The sequence below is a fragment of the Actinomadura parmotrematis genome (genome assembly GCF_019458805.1).
Lineage (GTDB): Bacteria > Actinomycetota > Actinomycetes > Streptosporangiales > Streptosporangiaceae > Spirillospora > Spirillospora parmotrematis.
This window is the reverse complement of record NZ_JAIBOA010000003.1, coordinates 333,330-346,990: the sequence shown is the minus strand read 5'-3', so window position 1 is coordinate 346,990 and position 13,661 is coordinate 333,330. Positions and strand designations below refer to the sequence as shown.

Here is a 13,661-nt window from a genome sequence, read left to right as displayed (position 1 = left end):
CCTTGCGGCGTTCGACGAGTTCGTCCGGGTTCCTCCGGGCCGCACCCCGTTCCCCCGCTGGCGGCGTTGGACTGCTTCCATGGCGAAACGAACGGACCGGAACCGTCCTCCAACGACCGGCGAGCGCCTGATCGAGCTGGCGGCGCTGCTCTCCCTGCTCGCGATCTGCGCGGGCGTCTTCCTCCTCACCGGCCCGCAGACCTTCACCTCCGTGACGGGCGTGGCGGTGGGCCTGTACACGCTGTGGCGGCGCCCCGGGCGGCACGGGTGACCGGCCGGGGCGGTGAGGTGGGGAGGGATCTTGGGTAGGGGGTGGGGGCGGGGGGTTGCGCCGGCAGGTGTGATGTCTGCCACGATGGGCTTTGGTGGCCTTCGTCCCTTTACCGGGGGGCGCGGGGCGCCGAGGACGGCCGGTGCGCGCGGCGATCCCGTGGCCCGGCCCCGAACGAGGAGTGTCATCGATGACGATCGACTCCGTGCGCGGCGCGACCGGCAGCGGGCTCGAACCCGAGCTCGTGCAGCTGCTCACCCCCGAGGGGGAGCGCGTCGCCCATCCCGACTATCCGCTGGACCTCACCGGTGACGAGCTGCGCGGCCTGTACCGCGACCTGGTGATCGTCCGGCGCGTCGACCGGGAGGCCGTGGCGCTGACGCGCCAGGGCGAGCTCGGGCTGTGGGCCTCGCTGCTCGGCCAGGAGGCCGCGCAGATCGGGTCCGGGCGGGCGCTCGGCCCGCACGACATGGTGTTCCCGACCTACCGCGAGCACGGCGTGGCCTGGTGCCGCGACGTCGAGCCGATCAAGCTGCTGGGGCTGTTCCGGGGCGTCGACCACGGCGGCTGGGACCCGGCCGAGCACGGCTTCCACCTGTACACCATCGTGATCGGCAGCCAGACGCTGCACGCCGCCGGGTACGCGATGGGGATCCAGCGCGACGGCGTCCTCGGCACCGACCGGGCGGGCGCCGCGATCGCCTACTTCGGGGACGGCGCCACGTCGCAGGGCGACGTGAACGAGGCGTTCGTGTTCGCGAGCGTGTTCAACGCGCCGGTGGTGTTCTTCTGCCAGAACAACCAGTGGGCGATCTCCGAGCCGCTGGAGAAGCAGACCCGCATCCCGCTGTACAAGCGGGCGCAGGGCTACGGGTTCCCGGGCGTGCGGGTGGACGGCAACGACGTCCTCGCCTGCCTCGCGGTGACGCGGAAGGCCCTCCGCGAGGCGCGCGACGGGCAGGGCCCGACGCTGATCGAGGCGTTCACCTACCGGATGGGCGCGCACACCACGACCGACGACCCGACGCGGTACCGGCTGAAGGCCGAGGAGGAGTCCTGGAAGCTGAAGGACCCGATCGAGCGGCTGAAGGCCTACCTGGTCCGCGGTGAGATCGCCGACACGGCGTTCCTGGACGAGGTGGAGGACGAGGCCAAGCGCGTCGCCGCGGACCTGCGGAAGGCGTGCCTGGAGCTGCCCGACCCCGGTCCCGAGGCGCTGTTCCAGCACGTCTACGCCGATCCGCACCCGCTGGTCGGCGAGGAGCGGGAGCGGTTCGCGGCCTACCTGGCCTCGTTCGAGGGGGCGACCGGTGAGTGAGACGCTGACGCTGGCCAAGGGCCTGAACGCGGGCCTCCGGCGGGCCATGGAGGACGACCCGAAGGTGCTCGTCATGGGCGAGGACGTCGGGCGGCTCGGCGGGGTGTTCCGGGTGACCGACGGGCTGCAGAAGGACTTCGGGGAGGAGCGGGTGATCGACACCCCGCTCGCCGAGTCCGGCATCGTCGGGACCGCGATCGGGCTCGCGCTGCGCGGCTACCGCCCCGTCGTGGAGATCCAGTTCGACGGGTTCGTGTTCCCGGCCGCCGACCAGATCATCACCCAGCTCGCCAAGATGCACCTGCGCTCGCTCGGGGCGGTGACGCTGCCGGTGGTGATCCGCATCCCGTGCGGCGGCGGCATCGGCGCGGTCGAGCACCACAGCGAGTCGCCGGAGGCGTACTTCACCCACACCGCCGGGCTGCGGGTGGTGGCCTGCTCCAACCCGGCGGACGCCTACACGATGATCCAGCAGGCGGTCGCCTCGCCCGACCCGGTGATCTTCTTCGAGCCGAAGCGCCGGTACTGGGACAAGGCGCCGGTGGACGTCGAGGCGCCCCGGGAGGCGTTCCCGCCGCTGCACGAGGCGCGCGTCGTCCGCGCGGGCGAGGACGTGACGCTGCTCGCCTACGGGCCGGCCGTGAAGACGTGCCTGGAGGCGGCCGAGGCCGACGACCGGTCGATCGAGGTGATCGACCTGCGGTCGCTGAACCCGCTCGACATCGGCGCGGTCACCGCGTCGGTGGAGCGGACGGGCCGCTGCGTCGTCGTGCACGAGGCCCCGGTGTTCACCGGGTTCGGCGCCGAGCTGGCCGCGCGGATCACCGAGCGGTGCTTCTACCGGCTGGAGGCGCCGGTGCTGCGCGTCGGCGGGTTCGCGACGCCCTACCCGCCGTCCCGGCTGGAGGACCACTACCTGCCCGATCTCGACCGCGTCCTGGACGCCGTCGACCGCACCTTCGCCTGGTAGGCCGGAATGAGCGAGCTGAAGCGGTTCAAGCTGCCCGACGTGGGCGAGGGCCTCACCGAGGCCGAGATCGTCAAGTGGCACGTGGCGGCGGGCGACGCCGTCGAGATCAACCAGACGATCGTGGAGATCGAGACGGCGAAGGCGGTCGTGGAGCTGCCCTGCCCGTTCGAGGGGACGGTCGCCGAGCTGCTGGTGGAGGAGGGCGCGACCGTCGACGTCGGCGTCCCCATCATCGCGGTGGACGTCGGCGGCGGCGAGGCGGGCGGCGAGCCGGGCGGCACGGCGGCGGAGAACGCCGAGGCGCTGAAGGAGGACCTCGTCCCGGTGCCCGAGGAGCCCGGGATGACGGCCCCCGAGGAGCCGAAGCGGCAGCCCGTCCTCGTCGGTTACGGCGTGAAGCCGGGCGCGACGAAGCGGCGCGCGCGCAAGGCGGCGCCGCCGCCCCGTCCGCAGCCCGCGGACGGGGGGCGGCCGCTCGCCAAGCCGCCCGTCCGCAAGATGGCGAAGGACCTCGGCGTCGACCTGTCGGCGATCACCGGGACGGGGCCGGAGGGCTCCATCACCCGCGACGACGTCCGCGCCGCCCAGCGCCCGGCGGCAACGCCGGCGCAGGCGCCCGCAGCGCAGGCGGACGAGGAGCGGATCCCGGTGAAGGGCGTCCGGAAGGCGACGGCGGCCGCGATGGTCGCGTCCGCCTTCACCGCCCCGCACGTCACCGAGTTCCTCCAGGTGGACGTGACGCGCACGATGGAGACCGTGCGGCGCCTCCGCGAGCTGCCGGAGTTCGCGGAGGTCAAGGTCTCCCCCCTGCTGCTCGTCGCGAAGGCGCTGCTGACGGCGGTGGCGCGGACGCCGGCGGCGAACGCGGCGTGGGACGGCGACGCGATCGTCGTCCGGCACCGGGTGAACCTCGGGATCGCCGCCGCGACCGAGCGCGGGCTCGTCGTGCCGAACGTCAAGGACGCGCACGCGCTGTCCCTGCCCGAGCTCGCCGCCGCGCTGCACCGGCTGGCGGAGACGGCGCGGTCGGGGCGGGCGTCGCCGGCCGACCTCACCGGCGGCACGATCACGATCACGAACGTGGGCGTGTTCGGGGTGGACGCCGGCACCCCGATCCTCACCCCCGGCGAGGCCGCGATCCTGGCGTTCGGCCAGGTCAGGGACATGCCGTGGGTGCACGAAGGGGAGCTTGCGGTCCGCAGGGTGACCACGCTCGCGCTGTCGTTCGACCACCGCGTCATGGACGGCGCGGAGGGCTCGGCCGTGCTGCGCGACGTCGGCGCGATGCTGGAGGATCCGATCAGGATGCTCGCCTGGAACTGACCCGCGAGCGGAGGGCGCCCCACGCCGGGGCGCCCTCCATCCTTTTTGCCCCTTTTCAACCGGGGGTATCGCACACGATAATCGTTCGAATGAACATCACAGATGTGCGGACACCGGGGACCTCGCTGACCCGGACCGCGGCCCTCGGCATCTGCCTGGCCTTCGTCACGCTCGGCGCCGTCCAGGCCGCCTACGGCCCGGCGGTGCCCGCGCTCGCCGCCCGGTTCGGGCTCTCCCCCGCGACGGCCGGGCTGGCGCTCACGGTGCACTTCGTCGGCGCGCTCATCGGCGACGTGCTCGCCCCGCCGCTCCGCCGCCGCCTCGGCAACCGGCCGTTCCTGGTGGCCTCGCTCGGCGTCCTCGCCGCCGGCGCCGCCGGGTTCGCGGTCGCGCCCGCCTGGCCGCCCGCCCTCGCCGGCGCCTTCGTCGGCGGCCTCGGCTTCGGCCTGCTGAACGTCGGCGGCAACGAGGTGTTCATCGAGCACTACGGGACGACCGCGACCGGCATGCTCAACCTGCTCCACGGGACCTTCGGCGTCGGCGCCGTCGTCGCCCCGCTCGTCATCGGCGCCCTCCCGGTCCGGCTGTACGGGTGGGCGTTCGCGGTGTGGGCGCTGCTGGCGCTCGCCGCGATCCCCCTGATGGCGGGGGCGGCCGGCCGCCCGGCCCGGGGACGCGGCGCGCGCGTCCTGCTGTGGTGGCCGCTCGCGCTGTTCATGGCGTTCTTCATCCTGCACGTCGGCGTCGAGTCCAGCGCGGGCGGCTGGGAGACGACGCACCTCACCGGCCTCGGCCGCGATCCGGGGACGGCGGCGATGCTGTCGTCGGGGTTCTGGCTCGCCATGACGGCGTCGCGGTTCGCGCTCGGCCCGCTCGCCCGCCACCTCACCGTCCCGCAGATCGTGTTCGGCGGGCTCGCGCTGATGGGCTGCGGGTCGCTGCTGGCCTTCGCCGGGGACGCCGCGCCGCTCGGGTACGTCGTCATCGGCCTCGGCGTCGGGCCGCTGTTCCCGACCGGGCTCGTCTGGCTGGCCCGCAAGGCGCCGGGCGGCACCGCGCCGGTCGTCGCGGTCGCGCTGGCGGGCGGCCTGCTGACGAGCGTCGTCGGCGGCGCGGTCGGCCGCTGGGGGTACCAGGCGGTGCCGGTCGCGCTCGCCGCCGGCACCGCCTGCTGCCTGGCGCTGGCGCTCCTGATCGCGACGCTGGATGATCGGTCCTCGTGACCGACCTCTCCCCCGCCGTCCCCGGCGGCTTCGTCCCCGCCGAGCGCGGCAGCCCCGTCCTGGACGCCCTCGGCGGCTTCCTGCGGCACCGCGACGACCCGCTGCGCTTCGGCTTCGCCGTCACCGGCCCGAAGCTGAACCGGCGCGGCCTGCTGCACGGCGGCGTCATCGCCACGCTCGGCGACGTGGTGATCGGCCGGGTGCTCGCCACCCTCACCGACCCGCCGGTGCCGCTCGTCACCGTCAACCTGGCCTGCGACCTGGTCGGCTCGGCCCGCGAGGGCGACTGGGTGGAGATCGTCGTGTCCCCCACCAAGACGGGGCGGCGGCTGCGCGCGGGCGGCGCGACGTTCGCGAACGGCCGCGTCGTCGCGACCGTCAGCGGCCTGTTCCTGCCGGTCGCCTGAGCCTGCCCGCCGGCGGAGCGCCCCCGGACGTGCGACGGCCCCCGCCGCGCGTGCGCGGCGGGGGCCGCCCTCCTACCGAACCGCGGGAGGCGGTTTCAGGGGAGTGCTCAGAACGCCTCCTCCGGCAGCTCCATCACGTCGAGGGTGGTGGCCTCGGTGATGGCGCGCTCGGCGGCGATCTTCGGCAGGACGGTCTGCGCGAAGAACTGCGCGGCCGCGACCTTGCCGGTGTAGAAGGACTGGTCGGCGCCCGAGACGTCGCCGCCGCCCAGCTTGCCGAGGGCGACCTCGGCCTGGCGGAGCAGCAGCCAGCCGACGATCAGGTCGCCGAGGGCGAGCAGGAAGCGGCTGGTGTTCAGGCCGACCTTGTAGATCTCCTTGGCGTCCTCCATCGAGCCGAGCGCCCACCCGATCATCGGGTTGAGGATGCCCTGCACGTCGTCGAGGGCCTGGCCGAGGAGCGCCCGCTCGTTCTTGAGGCGGCCGTTGCCGGCCTCGCTCTCGGCGAACGCCTTGATCTCGCCGGCCAGCACCTTCAGCGCCTCGCCGTTGTCCCGCAGGATCTTGCGGAAGAACAGGTCCTGGCCCTGGATGGCGGTGGTGCCCTCGTACAGGGTGTCGATCTTGGAGTCGCGGATGTACTGCTCGATCGGGTAGTCCTGCAGGAAGCCCGACCCGCCGAGGGTCTGCAGCGACTCCGCGCCGAGCAGCGCGTAGGCGCGCTCGGAGCCGAAGCCCTTGACGATCGGCAGCAGCAGGTCGTTGAGCTTCTCGGCGAGGACGTCCTTGCGGCCCTCGTGCTCGGCGATCTGCACCGCGTCCTGGTAGGAGGCGGTGAGCAGCACCAGGGCGCGCATGCCCTCGGCGTAGGCCTTCTGCGTGAGCAGGCTGCGGCGCACGTCCGGGTGGTGGGTGATGGTGACGCGCGGCGCGGACTTGTCGGTCATCTGCGCGAGGTCGGCGCCCTGCACGCGCTCCTTGGCGTACTCCAGCGCGTTCAGGTAGCCGGTCGACAGCGTCGCGATGGCCTTGGTGCCGACCATCATGCGGGCGTACTCGATGACCATGAACATCTGCTTGATGCCCTCGTGCACGTCGCCCACGAGGTAGCCGACGGCCGGGTGCTTCTCGCCGAAGGTGAGCTCGCAGGTCGTGGAGACCTTGAGGCCCATCTTCTTCTCGACGTTGGTGACGTAGGCGCCGTTGCGCTCGCCGAGCTCGCCGGTCTCGGTGTCGACCAGGAACTTCGGCACGAGGAACATCGACAGGCCCTTGGTGCCGGGGCCGGCGCCCTCGGGGCGGGCCAGCACCAGGTGGAAGATGTTCTCGGCCATGTCGTGCTCGGCCGAGGTGATGAAGCGCTTCACGCCCTCGATGTGCCAGGTGCCGTCGGCCTGCTGGACGGCCTTGGCGCGGCCCGCGCCGACGTCGGAGCCGGCGTCGGGCTCGGTCAGCACCATCGTGGCGCCCCACTGGCGCTCCAGGGCCAGCTCGGCGAACCGCTTCTGCTCGGGGGTGCCGATCTGCCACAGGATCTGGGCGAAGCCGGGGCCGGAGGAGAACATGTAGATGGCCGGGTTGGCGCCGAGCACCTGCTCGGCGAGCGCCCAGGTGAGGGAGCGGGGCGCGCCGGTGCCGCCGAACTCGGGGGCGAGGTCGACGCGGTACCACTCGGCGTCCATCCACGCCTTGAACGACTTCTTGAAGCTCTCCGGCATCGTGACGGTGCCGGCGGCGGGGTCGAACTTCGGCGGGTTGCGGTCGGCGTCCTCGAAGGAGTCGGCGATCGCGCCCTCGGCGAGGCGGTTGACCTCGTCCAGGATGCTGCGGACGGTCTCCTCGTCCAGCTCCGCGTACGGGCCGCTGCCGAGGAGGGCCTGGCGGTCGAACACCTCGAAGAGGTTGAACTCCAGGTCCCGGAGGTTGCTCTTGTAGTGCCCCATGGAACACTCCGTTGATCCGGCGGCGGCTCATGGGCCCCGCGATTACGTACTGGTCAGTAACTCAACATCATGCTACCCGCTGGTAACCCATGACAACCCGACGAGCCCTCCGATTCGCCGGAACACCGGGAACGCCCGCGCGGACCACGGCGGAAAAGGTGGCCCACATCACAGCAGGTCGCCGGACCGGCTCGCCGGGTGATACCGGAAACGGCCGTTAGTCCACTTAACTACCCGGCGGCGAAGTGATCGGCCGGATCACGAACTTCACCGTTTCGCGACCCGCGTTCCCTTGACGCGTGCGCCCTCCGACCGATAGCACAGAGATTTCTGTTGCATTCATGGCCGGATGCGATAAATCCAGCGGCCTCACGGTGCGCCGTCCCGCCCGGCGTCCGGGCCGCCGGACCGGCGCGTCCGGCCGCAGCGGGCGGCCCCCCGCACGAATCGCCGGCTTCGAGAAAAGGACAACAGAATATGAGCGCTCCGCGACTCAGCGTCATCGGCACCGGTTATCTGGGCGCCACCCACGCCATCTGCATGGCCGTGCTCGGCTACGAGGTCGTGGCCGTGGACGTGGACCCGGCGAAAATCGAGAAACTGGCCGCCGGCGAGGTGCCGTTCTTCGAGCCGGGGCTGCCCGAGCAGCTCGCCAAAGCGCTGGAATCCGGGCGGCTGCGTTTCACCACCGATATCGCCGAGGCCGCGCCCGCCGACGTGCACTTCGTCTGCGTCGGCACCCCGCAGATGCCCGGTTCGGACGCCTGCGACCTGACCTACGTCGACGCCGCCGTCACCGCCCTCGCCCCGCACCTGGACCGGCGCTGCCTGGTCGTCGGCAAGTCGACTGTGCCGGTCGGGACGGCCGCGCGCCTCACCGCCCTCGTCCAGGACCTCGCGCCCGCCGGGACGGACGTGGAGCTGGCCTGGAACCCCGAGTTCCTGCGCGAGGGCTTCGCCGTCAACGACACGCTCTACCCCGACCGGCTCGTCTTCGGCGTCGCCTCGGACTGGGCGGACGAGCGGCTGCGCGCCGCGTTCGCGCCGATCCTGGAGCAGGGGACGCCGGTCGTCCGCACCGACCTCGCCACCGCCGAGCTCGTCAAGGTCGCCGCGAACAGCTTCCTCGCCACCAAGATCTCCTACATCAACGCGATGGCCGAGGTCTGCGAGGCCGTCGGCGCCGACGTCAAGGACCTCGCCGACTCCCTCGCCCTGGACGACCGGATCGGCGGCCGCTTCCTCAAGCCCGGCCTCGGGTTCGGCGGCGGCTGCCTGCCCAAGGACATCCGCGCGTTCGCGCACCGCGCCGAGGAGATCGGCGTGGGCCAGGCGGTGTCGTTCCTGCGCGAGGTGGACGCGATCAACCGCCGCCGCCGCGCCCGCACCGTCGACCTGGTGCGCGGGATGCTCGGCGGCGACCTGTCGGGCGTCCGCGTCGCCGCCTGGGGCGCGGCGTTCAAGCCGAACTCCGACGACATCCGCGACGCGCCCGCGCTCGACGTGGCGCGCACCATGCACGGCCTCGGCGCGCACGTGCGGATCTACGACCCGGCGGCGCTGGAGAACGCCAAGCGCGCCTTCCCCGAGCTCCGCTACGGCGACAGCGCCCTGGACGTGGCCCGCGACGCCGACGTGGTCGTCCTGCTCACCGAGTGGGCCGAGTTCCGCGAGATCGACCCCGACGCGCTCGCCGGCGTCGTCGCGCACCGGCGGATCGTGGACGGCCGGCACGTCCTGGACGCCGCCCACTGGCGCGCCGCGGGCTGGGAGTACCGGGCGCTCGGCCGCTCCTGACCGGCGGGAACATCCGGCGGCGCGGCGCCGTTGGAGGAGGTGACGGCCGGTTCCCGCGCCGTCCCGGACGAGGTGCGCCGTACCCGGTGGGCGAAGACGACGCGATGCGATCCGTCGCCGATCCTTCCGGGAGCACACCATGGCCTGGTTCCTCGTCATCGTCGCGGGCCTCTTCGAGGTCGCGATGGCCACGTCGCTGAAGCTCAGCGAGGGCTTCTCCAAGCCGCTGCCCACCGTCGCGTTCGCCGTCTTCGCGGTGGCCGGCTTCGGCCTGCTGAGCCTCGCCCTGAAGACCCTGGACGTCGGCGTCGCCTACGCCGTGTGGGTCGGCATCGGCGCCGTCGGGACCGCCGTCCTCGGCATGGTCGCCCTGCACGACGGCGTGTCCCCGCTGAAGATCGGGGCGCTGCTGCTGATCCTCGCGGGCGTCGTCGGGCTGAACCTCGCGGGCGGCCACTGACGGCCGCCCGCGGCCACCGCGCGGGGTCAAGTCGGTGACCCGGCAGGTCAAGCGGAACACCAGGCCCACAATCGACGTCTACGGGACAGGGGTGCGCGCGCACCCGTCCAGAGACAGGGAGCGAACGTGGTCTTCAGGAAGCTCATGCAGGCGGTCGGCGTCGGCGGCCCCGAGGTCGAGACGATCCTGCACAACCCCAACGCGACGCCGGGCGGCGTCGTCACCGGCGAGATCACCGTGCGGGGCGGCTCGCACGAGTCGGAGATCCTCGGCGTGAACCTGGCGCTGAAGACGCGGGTGGAGATCGAGTCCGGCGACGAGGAGTACAAGTCGGACATGGTGTACGCGAAGGTGCCGGTCGCGGGCCGCTTCCAGCTCCACGAGGGCGCCCGCCACGCCATCCCGTTCCAGCTGCACATCCCGTGGGAGGCGCCGCTCACCCACATGTACGGGCACCCGCTGCACGGCACCACCGTCGGCGTCGCGACCGAGCTGGAGGTGGCGCGCGCGATCGACGCCACCGACCTCGACCCGATCGCGGTGCACCCGCTGCCCGCGCAGGAGCGCATCCTCGCCGCGTTCTCCAACCTCGGCTTCCACTTCCGCAACGCCGACTGCGAGAAGGGCCGCATCTGGGGCGTCCACCAGGAGCTGCCGTTCTACCAGGAGATCGAGTTCCACCCGCCGTCCCACTACGCGCGCGGCATCAACCAGCTGGAGGTGACGTTCGTCGCCGGCCCGCACTCGATGGAGGTCGTGCTGGAGCTGGACAAGCGCGGCGGCCTGTTCACCGAGGGCCACGACGCGTTCAGCCGCTTCACCGTCGACTACGGCTCGGTCGACCACACCGACTGGGAGCACCAGCTCGACGGGTTCCTGCAGCAGGCGGGCCGCCGCCGCGGCTTCTTCTAGACCGCCCGCCGGACCGCCGGCCCGGCCGCCCGACTTGATCGTGTTCGCCCGGACCCCTAGGAATGGACCGTGGCCGAACCCCCCGTGATGAGCGAGATCGAGCGGCGCCTCTGGCACGCCTTCCCCACCGGCGCGTGGGTCGAGCTGGACGAGGGCGTGCCGCTCGGGCCCGAACCCGAGCGCACCGTGCGCGCCGAGATCATCGCGCGGCTGCTGCTCGGGGCGCGCGAGACCGAGCCGGGGTGCGTCCCGGCGGTCCGGCTGCGCGGCGCCTACGTGACGGGGGCGCTCGACGTGTCCGGCGGGCGCGTCGAGCCCGAGCTGCAGCTCGACCGGTGCCGGCTCGCCGAGCGGCCGGTGTTCGCCAACGCCCGCACCCGGCAGCTCCGGCTGAACGACTGCTGGATGCCCGGCTTCGACGGCGGCGGCCTGCACGTCGACGGCTACCTCAGCCTGTCGGGGTCGATCGTCGACGGGTCGGTGCGGATGCCGCGCGCCCACCTCACCGGCGGGCTGCGGCTGAACAACGCCACCGTCACCGAGAACGACCCGGCGAACTGGGCGGTGTTCACCGGCGGCATGGTCGTGGACGGCGGCTGCTTCGCCCGCAAGGCGCGGATCACCGGCGGGGTGCGGTTCACCGGCGCGCGGATGAACGGCGGCCTGTTCATGGAGGGCGCGACGCTGGCCAACCCCGGCCGGATCGCGCTGGAGGCCCAGAACATGGTGGTGCAGGACAGCGCCGAGCTGAGCGCCGGGTTCACCGCGATCGGCACCGTCCGGCTGCGCAGCGCCCGCTTCGACGGCGTGCTGTCGTTCTCGCGCGCCGTCCTGGACTCGGCCGACCCGCGGCGGATGGCGCTGCACGCCAGCCACATGACCTGCGACGAGCTGCTCCTCATCCCCAGCGAGAAGATCAAGGGGCGGGTGTCGCTGTCGTACTCGCGGATCGCGCTCATCCGCGACCTGCCGCAGATGTGGCCGGACGAGCTGTACCTGAACGGCCTCACCTACGAGACGCTGGAGGGCGCGGAGTTCCGCGACCGGCGGCACTGGGTCGAGCGCGACCAGCAGTTCCACCTCCAGCCCTACGAGCAGCTCGCGTCCTGGTACCACGGCATCGGCCACGACGACCTCGCCCGCAAGATCCAGCTCGCCAAGCTGCGGACCCGGCGGCGCCGCCTGAACCCGGTCGCGCGCGCCTGGAACCACCTGCTGGACTGGACCGTCGGCTACGGCTACCGGCCCTGGCTCGCGTTCGCCTGGTTCGGGGTGCTGCTCGCCGTCGGCACGGCGGTGTTCTCCGCCCACCACCCGCACGTCATCAAGGAGCCCGACGAGCGGCCGCACTTCCACGCCCTCGTCTACACCCTCGACCTGCTCATCCCGATCGACACCTTCGGGCAGCAGGAGGCGTTCGACCCGGCCGGCTGGTCGCGCTGGCTCGCCTACGCGCTCGTCGCGACGGGCTGGGTCCTCGCCACCGCGCTCATCGCCGGAACGGCGCGGGTGCTCCGGCCGAACTGACCGGGCCGCGACCGCGATCTAACGCATCGGGGGATCCGCCGATCGGGAAGAATGGGGCGCCATGGGCACGTATCTCATCACCGGGGCGACCGGCGGCATCGGCCGGGCCGTCGCCGAGCTGCTCCGCGACCGCGGCCACGACCTGATCCTCACCGGCCGCTCCGCGGACCGGCTGGTGGACGTCCAGGAGAGCCTGCGGACGGGGGCGCACGCGCGCACGCAGATGTTCCAGCAGGTGCAGAACGGCGCGGCGCCGGCGGCGGCGCCCTCGTCGGCCGCGCCGCCGCGGCGGCCCGTCCGCGGCATCGTGCTCGACCTGAACGAGCCGCGCCGGCTGGAGGCGATGCTCGCCGAGGCGGGCCTGCCGGACCGGCTGGACGGCGTGGTGCACGCCGCCGGCGTCGTCCATCTCGGCCGGGTCGCCGAGACCGAGGCCGACGAGTGGATCGCGCACCTGTCGGTGAACCTGGTGTCGGCGGCCGAGCTGACCCGCCTGCTGCTGCCCGCGCTGCGCGCCGCCGAGGGCCACGTGGTGTTCGTCAACTCGACGGCGGGCCTCCGCGCCAACCCCGACTGGGCGGCGTACGCGGCGAGCAAGTTCGGGCTGCGGGCGCTCGCCGACTCGCTGCGCGCCGAGGAGCCGTCCGTGCGCGTCACGACCGTCTACCCCGGCCGCACCGCGACCGAGATGCAGCGCCGTGTGCGCGCGCAGGAGGGCGCGTCCTACGACCCGGCCGACTTCGCCGACCCGGCGACCGTCGCGCGGGTGCTGGTAGGGGCGCTGGAGACGCCGCGCGACGCGGTCGTCGCCGACGTCTCCGTCCGGCCGAGCTAGAGGACGGGGGCGGGCGCGGCCGGCTCGCGCTCGCGCCGGCGCCGCAGGACCCACGCCGACAGGACGCCGCCGATCAGCCCGAACAGGTGGCCCTGCCAGGAGATGTTCGGGTCCTGCGGCAGGATCCCGAAGATCAGCGTCCCGTAGACGGCGACGACGCCGACCGCGATGGCGATGTCGGCGAGCCGCCGCTCGAACACCCCGCGGCCGAGCAGGTAGCCGAAGAACCCGAAGACCAGGATGCTCGACCCGAGGGTGTTGCCGCTGCCGGTGAACCAGACGCCGAGGCCGCCGACCACGGTGACGACCAGCATCATCGCCAGGAAGCGGCCGATGCCGCGCACCGCGGCGAGGAAGCCGAGCACGACGAACGGCAGCGTGTTGCCCGCCAGGTGGCCGAGCGAGCCGTGCATGAACGGCGCGGTGAAGATGTCGGGCAGGTCGTTCACGTCGTGCGCCTGGACGCCCAGCCGGTCGAGGGTGCCGCCGAGCACGACGTCGACCAGCTCCAGGACCCACATGACGGCGGTGATGCCGAGCACGACGGCGGCCGCGGTGAGCGCGCGGGCGCCGTGCACGGCGAGGCCGTCGCGCCGCCTGCTCTCGGGGACCGGACTGTAGCTCATACGCGCCACCGTAGATCGGGAGGGACCTGCCGTCACCGGGAAGAACGAT

General features: G+C 72.9%; 13 protein-coding genes and 1 riboswitch. Of the genes, 11 read left to right on the top strand and 2 right to left on the bottom strand.

Annotated features, from left to right (window positions below; translation table 11 throughout):
• Positions 1-79 precede the first annotated feature (79 nt).
• The 6 genes from K1Y72_RS06730 (at position 80) to K1Y72_RS37010 (ending at position 5,512) form a co-directional block, all read left to right on the top strand.
• Entirely contained in the window at positions 80-271 is a 192-nt protein-coding gene (locus tag K1Y72_RS06730; RefSeq protein WP_220164271.1) for a hypothetical protein, read from the top strand.
• 190 nt (positions 272-461) lie between these two features.
• The gene (gene pdhA, locus K1Y72_RS06725) at positions 462-1,589 is read left to right on the top strand and encodes a pyruvate dehydrogenase (acetyl-transferring) E1 component subunit alpha (RefSeq protein WP_220164268.1); all 1,128 of its coding nucleotides are present in this window, start codon (positions 462-464) and stop codon (positions 1,587-1,589) included.
• Positions 1,582-2,559 carry an alpha-ketoacid dehydrogenase subunit beta gene (locus K1Y72_RS06720; RefSeq protein WP_220164266.1) on the top strand — a complete coding sequence of 326 codons (978 nt, stop codon included), beginning with the start codon at positions 1,582-1,584 and terminating at the stop codon, positions 2,557-2,559. The genes pdhA and K1Y72_RS06720 overlap by 8 nt, the downstream gene beginning before the upstream one ends.
• 6 nt (positions 2,560-2,565) lie before the next feature.
• Positions 2,566-3,882 carry a dihydrolipoamide acetyltransferase family protein gene (locus K1Y72_RS06715; RefSeq protein WP_220164264.1) on the top strand — a complete coding sequence of 439 codons (1,317 nt, stop codon included), beginning with the start codon at positions 2,566-2,568 and terminating at the stop codon, positions 3,880-3,882.
• A gap of 89 nt (positions 3,883-3,971) precedes the next feature.
• Complete coding sequence (locus K1Y72_RS06710; RefSeq protein ID WP_220164262.1) at positions 3,972-5,105, top strand: MFS transporter; 1,134 nt, start codon at positions 3,972-3,974, stop codon at positions 5,103-5,105.
• Positions 5,102-5,512, top strand: coding sequence for a PaaI family thioesterase (locus K1Y72_RS37010; RefSeq protein ID WP_220164260.1), 411 nt, complete (start codon positions 5,102-5,104; stop codon positions 5,510-5,512). Before K1Y72_RS06710 ends, K1Y72_RS37010 begins: the two co-directional genes overlap by 4 nt.
• 107 nt (positions 5,513-5,619) lie before the next feature.
• Here K1Y72_RS37010 and K1Y72_RS06700 read toward each other — a convergent pair whose 3' ends face one another.
• On the bottom strand, positions 5,620-7,455 hold the full coding sequence (locus K1Y72_RS06700) for an acyl-CoA dehydrogenase (protein ID WP_220164258.1): 1,836 nt from the start codon (positions 7,453-7,455) through the stop codon (positions 5,620-5,622).
• A 477-nt stretch (positions 7,456-7,932) separates the two neighbouring features.
• On the opposite strand from K1Y72_RS06700, the gene K1Y72_RS06695 reads away from it, so the two are divergent.
• From K1Y72_RS06695 to K1Y72_RS06675, 5 genes are all read left to right on the top strand, one after another.
• A complete protein-coding gene (locus K1Y72_RS06695; protein WP_220164255.1) occupies positions 7,933-9,252 on the top strand; it encodes a UDP-glucose dehydrogenase family protein in 1,320 nt (439 codons plus the stop codon).
• 38 nt (positions 9,253-9,290) lie between these two features.
• Positions 9,291-9,358: riboswitch (guanidine-III (ykkC-III) riboswitch) on the top strand.
• Positions 9,359-9,391: 33 nt separating this feature from the next.
• A complete protein-coding gene (locus K1Y72_RS06690; protein WP_220164253.1) occupies positions 9,392-9,712 on the top strand; it encodes a DMT family transporter in 321 nt (106 codons plus the stop codon).
• 126 nt (positions 9,713-9,838) lie between these two features.
• A complete protein-coding gene (locus K1Y72_RS06685; RefSeq protein WP_220164251.1) occupies positions 9,839-10,624 on the top strand; it encodes a sporulation protein in 786 nt (261 codons plus the stop codon).
• Between the two features lie 69 nt (positions 10,625-10,693).
• On the top strand, positions 10,694-12,151 hold the full coding sequence (locus K1Y72_RS06680) for a translocation/assembly module TamB domain-containing protein (RefSeq protein ID WP_308286934.1): 1,458 nt from the start codon (positions 10,694-10,696) through the stop codon (positions 12,149-12,151).
• Between the two features lie 61 nt (positions 12,152-12,212).
• Positions 12,213-12,986, top strand: coding sequence for an SDR family oxidoreductase (locus K1Y72_RS06675; protein WP_220164249.1), 774 nt, complete (start codon positions 12,213-12,215; stop codon positions 12,984-12,986).
• Here the strand turns inward: K1Y72_RS06675 and K1Y72_RS06670 are convergent.
• Positions 12,983-13,612 (bottom strand): rhomboid family intramembrane serine protease, encoded by a 630-nt coding sequence (locus K1Y72_RS06670; RefSeq protein WP_220164247.1) that lies wholly within the window; start codon positions 13,610-13,612, stop codon positions 12,983-12,985. The two genes, K1Y72_RS06675 and K1Y72_RS06670, sit on opposite strands and share 4 nt — an antisense overlap.
• Positions 13,613-13,661 lie beyond the last annotated feature (49 nt).

Excerpts from the sequence above, each read along its gene's own strand:
- K1Y72_RS06695 (WP_220164255.1), top strand. The coding sequence starts at position 7,933 with ATGAGCGCTCCGCGACTCAGCGTCATCGGCACCGGTTATCTGGGCGCC.
- K1Y72_RS06690 (WP_220164253.1), top strand. The coding sequence starts at position 9,392 with ATGGCCTGGTTCCTCGTCATCGTCGCGGGCCTCTTCGAGGTCGCGATG.
- K1Y72_RS06675 (WP_220164249.1), top strand. The coding sequence starts at position 12,213 with ATGGGCACGTATCTCATCACCGGGGCGACCGGCGGCATCGGCCGGGCC.
- K1Y72_RS06710 (WP_220164262.1), top strand. The coding sequence starts at position 3,972 with ATGAACATCACAGATGTGCGGACACCGGGGACCTCGCTGACCCGGACC.
- K1Y72_RS06730 (WP_220164271.1), top strand. The coding sequence starts at position 80 with ATGGCGAAACGAACGGACCGGAACCGTCCTCCAACGACCGGCGAGCGC.
- pdhA (WP_220164268.1), top strand. The coding sequence starts at position 462 with ATGACGATCGACTCCGTGCGCGGCGCGACCGGCAGCGGGCTCGAACCC.
- K1Y72_RS06700 (WP_220164258.1), bottom strand. The coding sequence starts at position 7,455 with ATGGGGCACTACAAGAGCAACCTCCGGGACCTGGAGTTCAACCTCTTC.
- K1Y72_RS06715 (WP_220164264.1), top strand. The coding sequence starts at position 2,566 with ATGAGCGAGCTGAAGCGGTTCAAGCTGCCCGACGTGGGCGAGGGCCTC.
- K1Y72_RS06670 (WP_220164247.1), bottom strand. The coding sequence starts at position 13,612 with ATGAGCTACAGTCCGGTCCCCGAGAGCAGGCGGCGCGACGGCCTCGCC.